Below are 14,036 nucleotides of genomic sequence, written 5' to 3'. Positions count from 1 at the left end.
CGTCTGGGCGATCTCCTGCTTCTTCATCCGCGCCAAGGCGCGCGGCAGGGGCATCACGCATCGCCTCGTCGAAGGCGGCATCGATTTCGCCCGCCAGAATGGAGCCCGGCTGCTCGAGGCGTGCCCGATGGACCTGTCTCGCGATTCGCGCTCGATCGGCCTGTTCGTCGGCTCGTCGCGGATCTTCGAGAAGGCGGGTTTCGAGCGGCTGGTGGAACGCAAGGCCGGCCGCCCGCTGATGCGGCTGGTGCTTTGATGAGGTCCGCTCGTGGCTTGTTGATCTCACCTTGCGGTTGCAGCAGTAATTTCATACCAGACGGACGTACCTTCTAAAGCGCATGCGCTTTGGGGTTTTGTTTATGCATGTCGTTCTCCCAAACCAGGACCCACTTTGGGCGACATGCATTAGGTCAAACGGAGAATTCGCGTGAACCGTGCCCTGCCATTCGTTTTCCTCCTTGCGTTGAGCGCGCCTGCGTTCGGTCAGACCGTCGACAGTCAGGGTGCGAAGCAATTGTCCGACGACTTGTCCCGCTATGTCGGCAAGCAGGCCATCGACAAAGGCATTTTGAAGGTTTCGCTTGAAGGTGGCGCCTACAGGATCCTGTTCGATTTCAAGGCACTTGCCGCATCGTTTCCGGACCAGAAACTGCTGAAGTTCGACTTCGCGCCCTATGCCCTGATGGTCAAGCCGCGCAGCGACGGGTCCTGGGATGTCTCGATGGATTTCTCCCAAACCGCCTCCTTCGAGTTCAATGGACCCGAGGGGCTGCAAAGCACTCAGTTTTCGATCAAGGACGGCAAGGGTTCGGGCGTCTACGATCCAAATCTGGCGGCCTTTACCAGCGGCACCAGCTCGATGGCCGGCGTGACGATGGCATCGAAGGATGCCAAGCAGCGCATGGAAGCCAGCACGGGCGCCGGCGTCGCGACCGTTGCCGCGACCAAGTCGGCGGCCGGGGGCGTCGATTTCACAACCTCGCAAAAGGTGTCGAGCTTTGTCGAAGCGATCAATTTCGACGATCCGGAGAGCGGGTTGAAATTCCCGGTCAGCGTCAGGTCGCCGGAACTGTCGGTCGAAGCCAGCGGCAAGGGCGTGCGGACCAAGCCATTGCTCGATCTCCTGGCATTTGCGGTGGCCAACGAGGACGAGGCGACGCTGAAGGCCAACCAGGCGCAGCTCAAATCGCTTCTGCTCGCCGCCTTGCCGCTTTGGCAGCGTATCGACGGGACCTACGGTTTCAAGGATTTTGCGGTGGAAAGCCCGGTCGGCAATTTCGGCGCCACCCAGCTCAGCACCGTGTTCGGCACCGATGGCGTGGCCCAGAACGGGACGATCACGTACGGCATCAAGGCATCGGGGCTGAGCGTGCCGACCCAGCTTCTGCCGAGCTGGAGCGTGGGGTTGTTACCCACCGATGTCGATTTGAACTTTGGCGGCGCCAATATCGATCTCGACAGCATGGCGAAGAAGGCGATCGAAGCCTTTGATCTCAATAAGAATCCGCCTCTGTCGGCCGAATTCGGCGAGCAGCTTAAAGTCGACTTCTTGGCCAAGATGCCGAAGGTCGTGCTTGGCCACAGCACCGTGAAGAACAAGGACACGGAGATCGCGCTGGAAGGCGAGATGACATTCCCAGGCGAAAAGCCCGAAGGAAGCGTAACCGTCGATGTCGCCGGCTTCGACAAGCTTGTCGAAGGCCTGCAGGAAGCGGCAAAGTCGGAACCGGAGGTTGGCCGATACGTGCCAGTCGCTCTCATGGCGAAGGGCTTTGGCAAGACGCTGCCCGATGGCCGGCTGGAATGGATCGTCAATGCCAAGGCCGATGGCTCGGTCACCGTCAATGGCGTCATGCTGAAGCCCGCCGATCCGGCCGTGGACGACAGCATGGATGATGGTGACGGCGCCGATGACAGCGGAGACGACAGCGGCGGCGCAGGTGCGAACTGAACCCTGAAGCTGGAGTTCAGAGCCCCAGCGCGCTTGCGATCTTGGGCGCTGCCTCGTGCCAGTCCTGGACGACGACCACATCGTCCGTCACCGGCGGCAGGAATGCGCGCAGCGAATTGTCGGCCATCAGGTGGAACAGTTCGGCGTCGGCGACCGATTCCCGTACCGACGCCAGATTGTGCGGCTGATCGTCGACGAAGACCACCGGTCGGCCGACCTTGCCGCGAAGCTTGGCCACTGCCGGTCCTTTGGCCATTTCAGTGGTCAGAAGCGGGTAGCTCAGCCCAAGCGCGTCGAGATGGACGCGACGCACGGCACGGTGTTTGTGCGGCATGGCCGTCAGCAAGATGATTTCCGCGCGATCGCCAAGCCCTGCCAGGGCTTCTGACGCGCCGTCAGTAATGTTTTGCCAATCGGCTTGCGCGTCAAAGAAATCGGCCAGCAGTGCCGTGACTTCGGGCTGTTCGATCAGGCGGCCGCTGGCGGTCTCTGCGATGTTGCCGGTCAGCCGGAACGAGGCCAGCGTCAGGCCATAGCCGCGCGCCTTGAGGAAATTCGGAAACGGTCGGATGAATTCGAGCACGACATCGTCGACATCGAGGACAAGCAAGGGTCGGTCGTCGGCTGCCAGTTCTTCGATCTGGCGCGCGGTTTCCGGATCATCGCTCATATGGAATGCTCGTGGCTGTCGTCGCCCAGCGGCAGCGACCGCAAGGCTTTGCCGACAGCCGCCGGCGGGGTGCCGGTTTCCTCGGCAAAGCGCATCAGAGTCGGCTCGTGGGCGAGGATGAACTGCAGGACACCGGCCAGAAAACCCGGCTCGCTGGCGGCTTTGCGGATCGAATGGACCTCTATGCCGGTGATTGCCAGAAAGCGCGGCAGAAGCTCCGGATCGGAGGCGACGAAGCCCAGGGCCTTCACGGCAATCGATTCCGCTTCTTCGCGCATTGACGCTGCGTTTGCCATCACTACCTTCGGTGTGTGGAATGAGTCTCTCCCGCAGTAATGGCAAGAGTTGCTTGCGGCAAGCCATTAGAGCGTGGCGCGCCCTTTGGACGCGCAGGGGACGAGGTGGAATTCGCGCTGTTTTCCAGCCGCGGATTTCCGTTTCGTCAATCATATTGCCGTAAAGTGAAGCAGGGTTTGATGCGTTCAGACATGGGCGCATGACGGTTGCCTTCGAAGCGGAAGGGCAGCCGGGACGGGAAATCGATGCCGAAGAAGGTTATGATCGTCGAAGACAATGAGCTCAATATGAAGCTCTTTCGGGACCTCATCGAGGCAAGCGGTTACGAGACCGTGCGCACCCGAAACGGTCTGGAAGCGCTCGATTTGGCGCGCCAGCACCGGCCGGATCTGATCCTGATGGATATCCAATTGCCTGAAGTGTCGGGGCTTGAAGTGACCAAATGGCTGAAGGAAGACGACGAACTGCACGTCATCCCGGTCATTGCGGTGACCGCCTTCGCCATGAAGGGCGACGAGGAACGTATCCGCCAGGGCGGCTGCGAGGCTTATATTTCTAAGCCGATCTCGGTGCCGCGTTTCATCGAAACCATCAAATCCTATCTGGGCGATGCGTGATGTGCCCCTTCAGCCGAGCCGGAGCCTTGTGAAATGACTGCGCGGATCCTCGTCGTCGACGATATCCCTGCCAATGTGCGGCTGCTGGAAGTGCGGCTGCTGGCCGAATATTTCGAAGTGCTGACCGCCACCAACGGGCCGGATGCGATCGAGACCTGTGAGAACGGCAAGGTCGATGTCGTGCTGCTCGACGTGATGATGCCGGACATGGACGGCTTCGAGGTCTGTCGGCGGCTGAAGAGCGATCCGGCGACATCGCACATTCCGGTGGTGATGATCACCGCGCTCGATCAGGTCTCCGACCGCGTCCGCGGGCTCGAGGCCGGTGCCGACGACTTCCTGACCAAGCCGGTCAACGACCTGCAGCTTATGACGCGCGTCAAGAGCCTGGTTCGCCTGAAGTCGCTCACCGACGAGTTGCGGCTGCGCGCCTCGACGACGCGCAACATCGGCATCGAGGAGTTGCTCAGCCGCAATTTCGCATCCGAGGACACGACGCCCAAGGTGCTTTTGATCGACGAACGCAAATCATCCGTCGAGCGCATCCAGAAGATGCTGCGCGACCGGGCCGATCTCGACGTCACACATGATCCGCATGCCGGTTTCTTCCAGGCCGCCGAGACGTCCTATGAATGCGTGATGATCTCGACCGCGTTCGCCGATTTCGATCCGCTGAGGCTCTGTTCGCAGTTGCGCTCGCTCGATCGCACCCGTTTCGTGCCGATCATCCTGTTGGCGGAGGAGGGCGAGGAGGAACGCATCATCCGCGGCCTCGAACTCGGCATCAATGATTATCTGATGCGGCCGATCGACCAGCAGGAATTGACGGCGCGGCTGCGCACCCAGGTGCGCCGCAAGCGTTACAACGACCAGCTGCGCGCCAGCGTCACCCAAACCATCGAAATGGCGGTGACCGATGGACTGACCGGGCTGCACAACCGCCGCTATCTAGACAGCCACCTGCAGACGCTGTTCGATCGCGCCGTGGCGCGGCGCCGGCCGCTGTCGGTGATGATCACCGACCTCGACCGCTTCAAGGCGATCAACGACGCGCACGGTCATGACGGCGGCGACGAGGTTCTGCGGGAATTCGCACGACGGCTGCGCAAGAATGTCAGGGGTATCGACCTTGCCTGCCGTTTTGGCGGGGAGGAGTTCGTCGTGGTGATGCCGGACACCGAGGGCGCGGTGGCCGAGAAGGTAGCCGAGCGCATTCGCGCCGAAATCGCCCAGGCGGCTTTCGCCATCGGGCAGGACGGCAAGGCGATCGAAGTCACGGTCAGCGTCGGCGTGTCGTCGGTGCTGAAGGGCGTGGACACGGTGGCGGCGCTGATGAAGCGTGCCGATCTCGCGCTCTACGAAGCCAAAAGCGGCGGCCGAAATCGCGTCGTCGCCAAGGCGGCGTAGCGATCCAGCCCCGATTATCCTGTCAACCCGACAGGGTTACCCGTTTACCTTAATCCAAGCGATTCGCGAGCCTTGGTTAAGAAACTGTTGATTTTCATAAACTCTTGCGCAACTGTGCAGGCCAAGACGAAGCCGGCACGAGGATAGAAAACCGGCTCCGATCCTGGGAATACCCCATGATGCTCAGGTCCGCCGCATCTCCTGGGTCCGTGGGGTCGGCCGGCCGGCGCTGGCACATAGTGGCCTCCTCGTACCGCTGCCAAACGCCGACCGGCCCCCTTCTCTCCAAAAGAACATCAGAACTCCGTGCTAAAGCACGGAAGAATCTGCGTTCTAGCCGTTCCAACACAGCTTCGCTTTGAGAGCAGCCAACGATGAGGGGAAGAGCACCCTTCCATTTCATAGATATGGCGCACAAGGGGCTTGTGGCAAGACCCGGCTCCTCCCGTAAAACCGCGACCCAAGCCAGGTGCGGAAAACGGGAGTTATGATAATGATTTCAGATCATGCGGTTGTGATCGCCGGGGGTGGTCCGACGGGATTGATGCTGGCAGGCGAACTGGCGCTGGCAGGCGTGGACGTTGCCATTTTCGAAAGGCGACCGGATCAGAAATTGGCAGGATTGCGCGCAGGCGGCCTGCATGCGCGCACTCTTGAGGTGCTCGACCAGCGCGGAATTGTGGATCGGTTTCTTTCACAGGGACAGATATCGCCGTCCGCGGGCTTCCACATGATCCGGTTAGGCATCAGCGATTTTCCCACGCGCCACAATTATCTGCTGGCGCTGCGGCAAAACCACATCGAGCGCATCCTGGCCGACTGGGTCGGCGAGTTGAAGGTACCGATCTCTCGCGGACACGAGGTTACGAGGTTTACCCAGGACGACAGCGGCGTCGACGTCGAACTGTCCACCGGTCACCGCCTGAGGGCCGCATATCTGGTCGGCTGTGACGGAGGCCGCAGCACCATTCGCAAGGCGACCGGTATCGAGTTCGCCGGATGGGATCCGACGATGAGCTGGATGATTGCCGAGGTCGAAATGTCGGAAGAACCGGCATGGGGCTTCCGCAGCAACGCCTCCGGAATTCATGCCCTGGGTAAGATCGAGGGCGGCAAGAAGGTTGGCGTCGTGCTGACGGAGCCCCGCCTGGAGGCGCGCGGCGAACCGACCCTGCGCGAGCTCAGCGAGGCGCTGACTGCCGTCTACGGCACCGACTTCGGGGTCCACAGCCCGACCTGGCTCTCCCGCTTCACCGACATGACGCGCCAGGCCACCGCATATCGCGACAGGCGCGTGCTGCTGGCGGGTGATGCCGCGCACATCCATCCGCCGATCGGCGGACAGGGCCTCAACATCGGCGTGCAGGATGCGGTGAACCTTGGATGGAAGCTGGCCCAAATCATCAAGGGGACATCGCCGCAAAGCCTGCTCGAAAGCTATCACGCCGAGCGCCATCCGGTCGCCGCCCGCGTGTTGCGCAACACGATGGCGCAGGTTGCGCTTCGCCGCACGGATGACCGCAGCAAGGCCTTGGCCGACACCGTTGCCGAGTTGCTCGGCATGGATGAACCCCGCAAGAAAATCGCCGCGGAGATGTCTGGTTTGGGTGTTCATTACGACCTTGGCGAGGGGCATCCACTGCTTGGGCGGCGAATGCCAGATCTCGATCTGACCACCGCCGGCGGACGGTTGCGGGTCTTCACCTTGCTGCACGACGCGCGGCCCGTGCTGCTCAACCTCGGTGAGCCCGGCAGGCTGGACATCGCGTCCTGGGCTGATCGGGTCCGGCAGATCGACGCCGGTTACGCCGGTATCTGGGACCTCCCGGCTCTCGGGACGGTCGTTTCGCCCGACGCGGTCTTGATCCGGCCCGATGGTTATGTGGCTTGGGCCGGGGCGGGAACCCAACAGGGCCTGGTGGACGCGCTGACCACCTGGTTCGGGCCGCCTGCCACCGCAGGTTAGCAGACACGATCGAAGCGCGACCGCGCGATCGCCTTGAGAGTATCGCGTCCCTCCCTCCGACAGTGCTCCTGACAGTTGGTTGACAGGAGCTTCCTTCTGTGCAGAAATTGGTTGGACCATTGGACCACTTGGAGGAAATGTGGACCAGAACAGCCTGCCACCCATTCAGACCACGGCGCGCGACGACGCCGTGCTGAAGGCGTTGGTGGGCTTTGTTCGCGCCGAGGCCTTGCAGCCGGGCGAGCGGCTTCCAACCGAACGCATTCTGGCCGAGCGGCTGAAGGTCAGCCGCAACACCGTGCGCGAGGCACTGACACGCTGGGAAGGGCTCGGCCTCGTCGAGCGCCGGCAGGGCAGCGGCACCTATCTCAAGGCGGCTGTTTCACACGATATGCTGCACATGCCGCTGACGCTGGCGGGCGGCAATGATTTCACCAGCCTGATGCAGACGATGGAGATCCGCCGCGCGCTGGAGGCGGAGGCCGCAGCACTTTGCGCCGAACGCGCCAGCCAGGCCGACATCGCCGAAATTGCACGCAAGCTCGACATCATGGAGCAGGCGTTCCGCACGCGCGACGGCATGTCGTCGGAAGAGGATTGGGAGTTCCACCAGGCGATTTACCGGGCCTCGGGTAATCCGCTGTTCGAGCAGATCATCGCCGCCATGTACGAATTGTTCCACCGCTTCTGGGAGCATCCGCTCGGCGTTCGCGATTTCGGCCATGCCAGCTTTCCCTATCACCGCACCATCTACGAATGCATCGCAGCCCGTGACCCGCAGGGCGCCCGCGCCGAAGCGCTCAAGCTGATCGCCACCGTCGAGGACGATCTCAAGCGCGGTGCGGCCAAACTCAAACTTTCGAGCCAGACATGAACGAGCATCCATCCGGTTTCGATCACGACTATCTCTTGGAGGCGGCAACACTTTTGGCGCATGACGAACCGTTTCCCGGCGGTGCGGTGGTGCCGCCGATCTACCAGACCTCGCTGTTCACCTTCGCCAACTATGCCGAGATGGCCGATACCTTTGCCGGCAAACGAAAGCAGCCGATCTACTCGCGTGGCGACAATCCGACGGTGATGGAGTTCGAGGCGCGTGTCGCCGCGCTCGAAGGCGCAGAAGCAGCGCGCGGCTTTTCCAGTGGCATGGCGGCGATCAGCGCCACGGTGCTTGCGTTCGTTGGGGCAGGCGAGCGCATCGTGGCGGTGCGCAATTGCTATGGCGATGCCTACCGGCTGTTCGAGCGGTTGTTGCCGCGGCTCAACATCAAGGTCGATTATGTCGACGGCTCCGACCCGGATGCGGTCGCGGCGGCACTTCCCGGCGCCAAGCTACTTTATCTGGAAAGCCCGACCTCGATGATGTTCGAGTTGCAGGACATCGCGCATCTGACACGGTTGGCCAAGGAACAGGGCATCGTCACCACGATCGACAATTCCTGGGCGACGCCGGTGTTCCAGAAGCCGATCACGCATGGCGTCGACCTGGTGCTGCATTCGGCCTCGAAATACCTTGGCGGCCACAGCGACACCGTCGCGGGCGTGGTGGCGGGTTCGGCTGCTCATATCAAGCACATCAACGAGCAGACCTATTCCTATCTCGGCGGCAAGCTGTCACCGTTCGAGGCGTGGCTGTTGCTGCGCGGCCTGCGCACGCTGCCGCTGCGCCTGCCGCACCACATGAAGAGCGGCCTGACCATCGCCGAACGGCTGAAGGCGCATGCCAGTGTCGAGCGGGTCAACCACCCCATCTATTCGAACCACCCGGGCAAGGCGACGCTGGCCGGCTATGCCGGTCTGTTCTCCTTCGAGGTGACGGACGAGATCGACATCCCCGTCTTCGTCGACGCACTGAAATATTTCCGCATCGGCGTCAGCTGGGGCGGGCATGAAAGCCTGGTCGTACCGGCCAAGGCGTCGCTGGAGCAGACGCCGGGCCTGAATTCGATGGCGCGCTTCGGCGTCAGCCCCCGAACCATCCGCTTCAATGTCGGATTGGAGAGTGTCGAAGACCTGTGGGCTGACGTCGCCCAGGCCTTCGAAAAAGCCAGAAAATAACAAGCGGGTTCAAAATGGGAGTCTTGAACATGAAAAAACTGACCGTCATGCTGGCCACCGTTGCGGGGCTGGCGATTTCCGCCGGAAATGCCGTGGCCGACTCGACCCTGAAAATGGTCGAAGTCATCACCAGCCCGCCGCGCACCGAATTCCTGAAGAAGCAGATCGCCGAATTCGAAACAGCCAATCCGGGCATCAAGGTCGAGCTTATCTCGCTGCCCTGGGGCCAGGCGTTCGAGAAATTTCTGACCATGGTGCAGGCCGGCGATACGCCTGACATCGTCGAAATGCCGGAACGCTGGATGGGCCTCTATGCCAACAATGCCCAGCTCGAGGATCTCGGCCCCTATATGGCCAAATGGGATGATGCCAAGACGCTCGGCGACCGCGCCAAGCAGTTCGGCTCGACCGTCAACAACACTCAGTTCATGATCCCCTACGGCTACTATGTGAACGCGCTGTTCTGGAACAAGAAGCTGTTCAAGGAGGCCGGCCTCGACGGACCGCCGGCGACGCTCGACGATTTCATCGCCGATTCCAAGAAGATTTCCGCGCTCCCGGGGAAGTACGGCTACTGCCTGCGCGGCGGGCCGGGCGCCTTCAACGGCATGCACATGTTCATGAACATTGCTGCCGGCAAGGGCGGCTACTTCAACGAGGACGGCACTTCGACGATCAACGAAGAAGGCTCGGTCAAGGGCCTGCAGATGCTGGCCGACATGTACAAGGACGGATTGGCGCCGAAGGATGCGGTGAGCTGGGGTTTCAACGAAACGGTCACCGGCTTCTATTCCGGCACCTGTGCCATGCTCAACCAGGATCCGGACGCGCTGCTCGGCATCGCCGACAAAATGAGCGCGGACGATTTCGCCGTGGCGCCTTTGCCGGTCGGGCCGAGCGGCAAATCCTATCCGACGCTGGGCTATGCCGGCTGGGCGATGTTTGCCAACTCGCAGCACAAGGACGACGCCTGGAAGCTGATGGCGACGCTTCTGTCGCCGAAGGACAATCTGGAATGGGCCAAGGAAGTCGGCGTCGTCCCGATCCACAACGGCGCCGACCAGGATCCCCATTTCAAGACGGAGCAGTTCAAGGGCTGGTTCACGGAGCTCAGCGACAGCTCCAAATATGAAATGGTCACCCCGCCGACGCATCTGGAGAACCTCGGCAATTTCGTCGACCAGGTGGCGATCAAGAATTTTCAGGAAGTGCTGCTTGGCCAGAAGACGGCCAAGGACGTCGCCGACCAATGGGCTGCCTTCCTGACCAAGGAACAGCAGGACTGGCTGGCGAAGAACAAGAAGTAAGCGCCTCTTTTTTCCTTCTCCCCGTTCTAGGGGGAGAAGGTGGCCCGATAGGGTCGGATGAGGGGCGGCGCTATGCCTCGATTGTTCGCGCTGCCCCTCATCTGCCTGCCGGCATCTTCTCCCCGTGAACGGGGAGAAGGACGCTGTTCCAGACGCCGCTCCAGGGAGCCGATCCTCAGCCAATGACCTACGCCGTGTCCGAAATACGATCCGCCGGCAAGCCGCGTCGCAAGCGGCTATCCCACACCGCCATCGAGCCATGGCTCTATCTCAGCCCGGCGATCATCCTGCTGGTCGTCGTGCTTTTGGTGCCGCTGGTCATCGGCATCAGCTACTCCTTCCGCAAATTCTCAGCGTTCAAGTCCGAATATGTCGGGCTCGGGCAGTATCAGGCGATGCTGTCGGATCAGGTGCTGGGGCAGGCGCTGGTCAACACGTTGTGGTGGACCGTCGCCAGCCTTTTCTTCCAGTTCTTCCTCGGCCTTGGCCTGGCGCTCCTGCTCGACAAGCCGTTTCGCGGCCGCAAGGCAGTACAAGCCCTGGTCTTCCTGCCTTGGGCGGTGCCGTCCTTCCTGTCAGGCCTGACCTGGGCCTGGCTGTTCAATCCGATCATCGGCCCGCTGCCGCACTGGCTGTTTGCGTTGGGGCTGAAAGCCCAGCCAACCAATGTGCTGTCTGATCCCTCTACCGCCATGTGGGGGCCGATCGTCGCCAATATCTGGTTCGGCATTCCGTTCTTTGCCATCACCCTCTTGGCGGCACTGAAATCCATTCCATCGGAACTGCATGAGGCAGCGGCTATCGATGGAGCCTCGCCCTGGCAGCGCTTCACCAAGGTGACGCTGCCGTTTCTGGCGCCGACCATCGCCATCACCGTGATGTTGCGCACCATCTGGATCGCCACCTTCGCCGACCTGATCTTCGTGATGACGGAGGGCGGGCCGGCCGGCTCGACCAACACGGTGCCGGTCTACATCTATGTCAGCGCCTTCAAATCGCTGGACAAGGGCTATGCCTCGGCGGTGGCGGTGCTGTTGCTGATCCTGCTCATCGCCTATGCGATCGCCCTGATCGGCATCCGTCGCACGCTGGTGAGGCACGTCTGATGATCGCAGGACGCACAGCCTCGCAGCGCTTCTTCGGCGGCATCGGCCTCTACGCGGCAATCGCGGCCTACGTGTTCTTTTCCCTGTTCCCGATCTACTGGACGCTGAAGATCTCGGTCACGCCGGAGCGGCTGCTCTATTCCGAAGGCATCACCTTCTGGCCATCGCACATGACGCTGCAGAACTTCGTCACCGTGCTCGAGACGACCGATTTTCCGCGCTATTTCCTCAACAGCGTCATCGTCTCGGTCTCGACGGCGGCACTGGTGACGATCATCGCCACGCTCGCCGGCTATGCCATGTCGCGCTTCACCTTTCGCGGCAAGGCAGCCCTGGCGCTGATGTTGCTGCTCACCCAGACTTTTCCGCTGGTGATGGTCATTCCGCCGATCTACCGCGTGATGGGGCAGATCGGCCTGATCAACAGCCTGACCGGGCTGATCACCATCTACACCGCCTTCAACACGGCCTTTGCCACCTTCCTGATGCAGTCGTTCTTCGACGGCATCCCCAAGGATTTGGAAGAGGCCGCGATGATCGACGGCTGCACCCGCGCGCAGGCCATGCGCAAGGTGATCGTGCCGCTGACGCTGCCCGGCATGGGCGCGACGCTCGGCTTCGTCTTCACCGCCGCCTGGAGCGAGCTTCTGTTCGCGCTGATGCTGATTTCCAGCGACGACCAGAAGACCTTCGCCGTCGGCCTGCTCACCTTTATCGGCAAGTTCGCCGTCGACTGGGGACAGATGATGGCGGCATCCATCCTGGCGCTGATCCCGGTCTGCATCTTCTTCGCCTTCCTGCAACGCTATCTCGTCACCGGCCTGACCGCCGGCGCCGTCAAAGGATAGATCGATGGCCTCTGTTACGCTCGAAAAGGTCCGCAAGGACTATGGCGCCGTCCGTGTCCTACACGCGGTCGACCTTCAAATCGCCGATGGCGAGTTCGTCGTCCTGGTTGGGCCGTCAGGCTGCGGCAAGTCCACGCTTTTGCGCATGATCGCCGGGCTGGAGGAGGCTTCCGGTGGCGAGATCCGCATCGGCGAGCGGCTGGTCAACGACGTGGCACCCAAGGACCGCGACATCGCCATGGTTTTCCAGTCCTACGCGCTCTATCCGCATATGGACGTGTCGAAGAACATGGGCTTCAGCCTGCTCCTGAAGAAGGCGGAGAAAACGACGATCGACGCCAGGGTGGACGGCGCCGCCAAGCGGCTCGGGCTCGACACGTTCCTGCAGCGCCTGCCGCGGCAACTGTCCGGCGGCCAGCGCCAGCGCGTCGCCATGGGGCGTGCCATAGTGCGCGATCCCAAGGTTTTCCTGTTCGACGAGCCGCTGTCGAACCTCGACGCCAAGCTGCGCGTCCATATGCGCGCCGAGATCAAGGCGCTGCATCAGCAGCTGAAGACGACATCGGTTTATGTCACGCATGACCAGATCGAGGCGATGACCATGGCCGACCGGATCGTCGTCATGCATGACGGGTTGATCCAGCAGGTCGGCGCACCGCTCGATCTCTATGATCGGCCGGCCAACATGTTCGTCGCCGGTTTCATCGGTTCCCCCGGCATGAATTTCCTGCCGGCGATTGTTCGCAAGGGTGGTACCCCGGAGGCTGTACTGTCCGATGGCCAGGCGCTGCGCCTGCCGGAAGGCCTGCCGCTGACGGACGGTGATGCCATCACCGTCGGTCTGCGGCCCGAGCATATCAAGTTGGCGGATGACGGCGCGTTGAAGGGCGAGGTGGGGGTGGTCGAGCCGCTCGGGCTTTCGACGCAGTTCTACGTCAAGCTGGCCAGCCAGCAGCTTTGCGTCTTTGCCATGGGCCGTGCCGGCGTGAAGCCAGGCGACGAGGTGAGGTTGGTTGTCGAACCAGACCAATTGCATCTGTTCGATCTGAAAAGCGGTGATCGCATCGGCTGAGGGGGACTCAGCCGGGCGGCGGGCAGCCGTATGAGGCGCCGATGTCGGGCGGGAAATACAGGTAACGCTACATTTCAATTGGATAAAATAGCGGAACATCCAACAGACATTTCCGGAACCTAACAGGACCACTCGGACCTTTGCGTCTACAGCACAAGACCTTAGTCCCGCCGTCTTCTCAACAGAACGGAGGTCATTTCGCCACGAATTGGGCCGCCGTCGGAGTTAGTCACACCGACGGCGGCGCCTGCAATATGGGCGAGTGGGTTGTGTGCGGATATGGTGTGATCGCGGAAGAGGATTGTAGACCGCTAACCGCGAGGGCTTCTTTTGGACAGCGGCGAACTGTCCAACGGGTTCTCAGCCGACTTGGCCGATCGCCGCTCCTTCAGCCACAGGGACTTCTTTCTCCTTGCCAGGTTCTCGTCTCGAACGCTGTCGTCGGCGGTCACTCCGCCATGCATCGCGGCAATCACGTAGTCGGCTCTGTTGGTTCGAAAGTCGCCTTTTTGTACGGACATCGTTTTCTCCCAGTGCGAGGCATTTCCCCCCTTTTTGCCTGACGCTGAAACTAACTGCCTATCCGTGGTGCAAGTCTACCAATCGCCGATTGTATTAAAACGATACACTCAAGGTGGCACGATCGCACGAGAGGAGCCAATACTGGCGGGGCTCCTTCATTGACCCTGTTGTGATCCTTGCGGGGGGGCGGCGGCGGGGGGGGGCGGGGCCTGCGG

Annotated in this window: 14 protein-coding genes; 11 read left to right on the top strand and 3 right to left on the bottom strand. The window is 61.7% G+C overall.

Going from position 1 to position 14,036, the window contains the following annotated elements; genetic code table 11:
* On the top strand, positions 1–256 hold a 256-nt coding region (locus EN749_RS17350), incomplete at its 5' end, for a GNAT family N-acetyltransferase (protein ID WP_145990932.1).
* Between the two features lie 171 nt (positions 257–427).
* Positions 428–1,951 carry a hypothetical protein gene (locus EN749_RS17345; RefSeq protein WP_128363594.1) on the top strand — a complete coding sequence of 508 codons (1,524 nt, stop codon included), beginning with the start codon at positions 428–430 and terminating at the stop codon, positions 1,949–1,951.
* A 16-nt stretch (positions 1,952–1,967) separates the two neighbouring features.
* On the opposite strand, the gene EN749_RS17340 is transcribed toward EN749_RS17345, so the two are convergent.
* Positions 1,968–2,621, bottom strand: a complete 654-nt coding sequence (locus tag EN749_RS17340; protein WP_127398788.1) for a hypothetical protein — start codon at positions 2,619–2,621, stop codon at positions 1,968–1,970.
* Complete coding sequence (locus EN749_RS17335) at positions 2,618–2,917, bottom strand: DUF3572 domain-containing protein (RefSeq protein ID WP_128363593.1); 300 nt, start codon at positions 2,915–2,917, stop codon at positions 2,618–2,620. Before EN749_RS17335 ends, EN749_RS17340 begins: the two co-directional genes overlap by 4 nt.
* Positions 2,918–3,163: 246 nt before the next feature.
* Here EN749_RS17335 and EN749_RS17330 point away from each other — a divergent pair, with 246 nt between their 5' ends.
* The 9 genes from EN749_RS17330 to ugpC all read left to right on the top strand — a co-directional run bounded on the left by EN749_RS17330 (position 3,164) and on the right by ugpC (position 13,299).
* Positions 3,164–3,535, top strand: a complete 372-nt coding sequence (locus EN749_RS17330) for a response regulator (protein WP_013531932.1) — start codon at positions 3,164–3,166, stop codon at positions 3,533–3,535.
* A 33-nt stretch (positions 3,536–3,568) separates the two neighbouring features.
* On the top strand, positions 3,569–4,942 hold the full coding sequence (locus tag EN749_RS17325) for a PleD family two-component system response regulator (protein ID WP_023810534.1): 1,374 nt from the start codon (positions 3,569–3,571) through the stop codon (positions 4,940–4,942).
* Between the two features lie 493 nt (positions 4,943–5,435).
* Complete coding sequence (locus EN749_RS17315) at positions 5,436–6,908, top strand: FAD-dependent monooxygenase (protein ID WP_128363592.1); 1,473 nt, start codon at positions 5,436–5,438, stop codon at positions 6,906–6,908.
* A 139-nt stretch (positions 6,909–7,047) separates the two neighbouring features.
* Positions 7,048–7,782 (top strand): FadR/GntR family transcriptional regulator, encoded by a 735-nt coding sequence (locus EN749_RS17310; RefSeq protein WP_027036801.1) that lies wholly within the window; start codon positions 7,048–7,050, stop codon positions 7,780–7,782.
* Positions 7,779–8,966: a PLP-dependent transferase gene (locus EN749_RS17305; protein WP_127810548.1), complete on the top strand. Its 1,188-nt coding sequence runs from the start codon at positions 7,779–7,781 to the stop codon at positions 8,964–8,966. Before EN749_RS17310 ends, EN749_RS17305 begins: the two co-directional genes overlap by 4 nt.
* A gap of 29 nt (positions 8,967–8,995) precedes the next feature.
* The gene (locus EN749_RS17300) at positions 8,996–10,273 is read left to right on the top strand and encodes a sugar ABC transporter substrate-binding protein (RefSeq protein WP_127270754.1); all 1,278 of its coding nucleotides are present in this window, start codon (positions 8,996–8,998) and stop codon (positions 10,271–10,273) included.
* 182 nt (positions 10,274–10,455) lie between these two features.
* Complete coding sequence (locus EN749_RS17295; protein WP_128363591.1) at positions 10,456–11,379, top strand: sugar ABC transporter permease; 924 nt, start codon at positions 10,456–10,458, stop codon at positions 11,377–11,379.
* The gene (locus EN749_RS17290; RefSeq protein WP_128363590.1) at positions 11,379–12,227 is read left to right on the top strand and encodes a carbohydrate ABC transporter permease; all 849 of its coding nucleotides are present in this window, start codon (positions 11,379–11,381) and stop codon (positions 12,225–12,227) included. Before EN749_RS17295 ends, EN749_RS17290 begins: the two co-directional genes overlap by 1 nt.
* A 4-nt stretch (positions 12,228–12,231) precedes the next feature.
* Complete coding sequence (ugpC, locus tag EN749_RS17285) at positions 12,232–13,299, top strand: sn-glycerol-3-phosphate ABC transporter ATP-binding protein UgpC (protein WP_128363589.1); 1,068 nt, start codon at positions 12,232–12,234, stop codon at positions 13,297–13,299.
* Positions 13,300–13,610: 311 nt separating this feature from the next.
* Here the strand turns inward: ugpC and EN749_RS17280 are convergent, their stop codons facing one another.
* Positions 13,611–13,820 carry a hypothetical protein gene (locus EN749_RS17280; RefSeq protein ID WP_127271560.1) on the bottom strand — a complete coding sequence of 70 codons (210 nt, stop codon included), beginning with the start codon at positions 13,818–13,820 and terminating at the stop codon, positions 13,611–13,613.
* Between the last annotated feature and the right edge of the window lie 216 nt (positions 13,821–14,036).

The sequence above is a fragment of the Mesorhizobium sp. M7A.F.Ca.ET.027.02.1.1 genome (genome assembly GCF_004022985.1).
Classification (GTDB): Bacteria; Pseudomonadota; Alphaproteobacteria; order Rhizobiales; family Rhizobiaceae; genus Mesorhizobium.
This window is presented reverse-complemented; position numbering and strand designations above follow the sequence as displayed.

What these genes read in the sequence shown, in the direction of transcription:
- EN749_RS17340 (WP_127398788.1), bottom strand. Translation starts at nt 2,621, where the DNA reads ATGAGCGATGATCCGGAAACCGCGCGCCAGATCGAAGAACTGGCAGCC.
- EN749_RS17335 (WP_128363593.1), bottom strand. Translation starts at nt 2,917, where the DNA reads ATGGCAAACGCAGCGTCAATGCGCGAAGAAGCGGAATCGATTGCCGTG.
- EN749_RS17330 (WP_013531932.1), top strand. Translation starts at nt 3,164, where the DNA reads ATGCCGAAGAAGGTTATGATCGTCGAAGACAATGAGCTCAATATGAAG.
- EN749_RS17325 (WP_023810534.1), top strand. Translation starts at nt 3,569, where the DNA reads ATGACTGCGCGGATCCTCGTCGTCGACGATATCCCTGCCAATGTGCGG.
- EN749_RS17315 (WP_128363592.1), top strand. Translation starts at nt 5,436, where the DNA reads ATGATTTCAGATCATGCGGTTGTGATCGCCGGGGGTGGTCCGACGGGA.
- EN749_RS17305 (WP_127810548.1), top strand. Translation starts at nt 7,779, where the DNA reads ATGAACGAGCATCCATCCGGTTTCGATCACGACTATCTCTTGGAGGCG.
- EN749_RS17300 (WP_127270754.1), top strand. Translation starts at nt 8,996, where the DNA reads ATGAAAAAACTGACCGTCATGCTGGCCACCGTTGCGGGGCTGGCGATT.
- EN749_RS17295 (WP_128363591.1), top strand. Translation starts at nt 10,456, where the DNA reads ATGACCTACGCCGTGTCCGAAATACGATCCGCCGGCAAGCCGCGTCGC.
- EN749_RS17290 (WP_128363590.1), top strand. Translation starts at nt 11,379, where the DNA reads ATGATCGCAGGACGCACAGCCTCGCAGCGCTTCTTCGGCGGCATCGGC.
- ugpC (WP_128363589.1), top strand. Translation starts at nt 12,232, where the DNA reads ATGGCCTCTGTTACGCTCGAAAAGGTCCGCAAGGACTATGGCGCCGTC.
- EN749_RS17280 (WP_127271560.1), bottom strand. Translation starts at nt 13,820, where the DNA reads ATGTCCGTACAAAAAGGCGACTTTCGAACCAACAGAGCCGACTACGTG.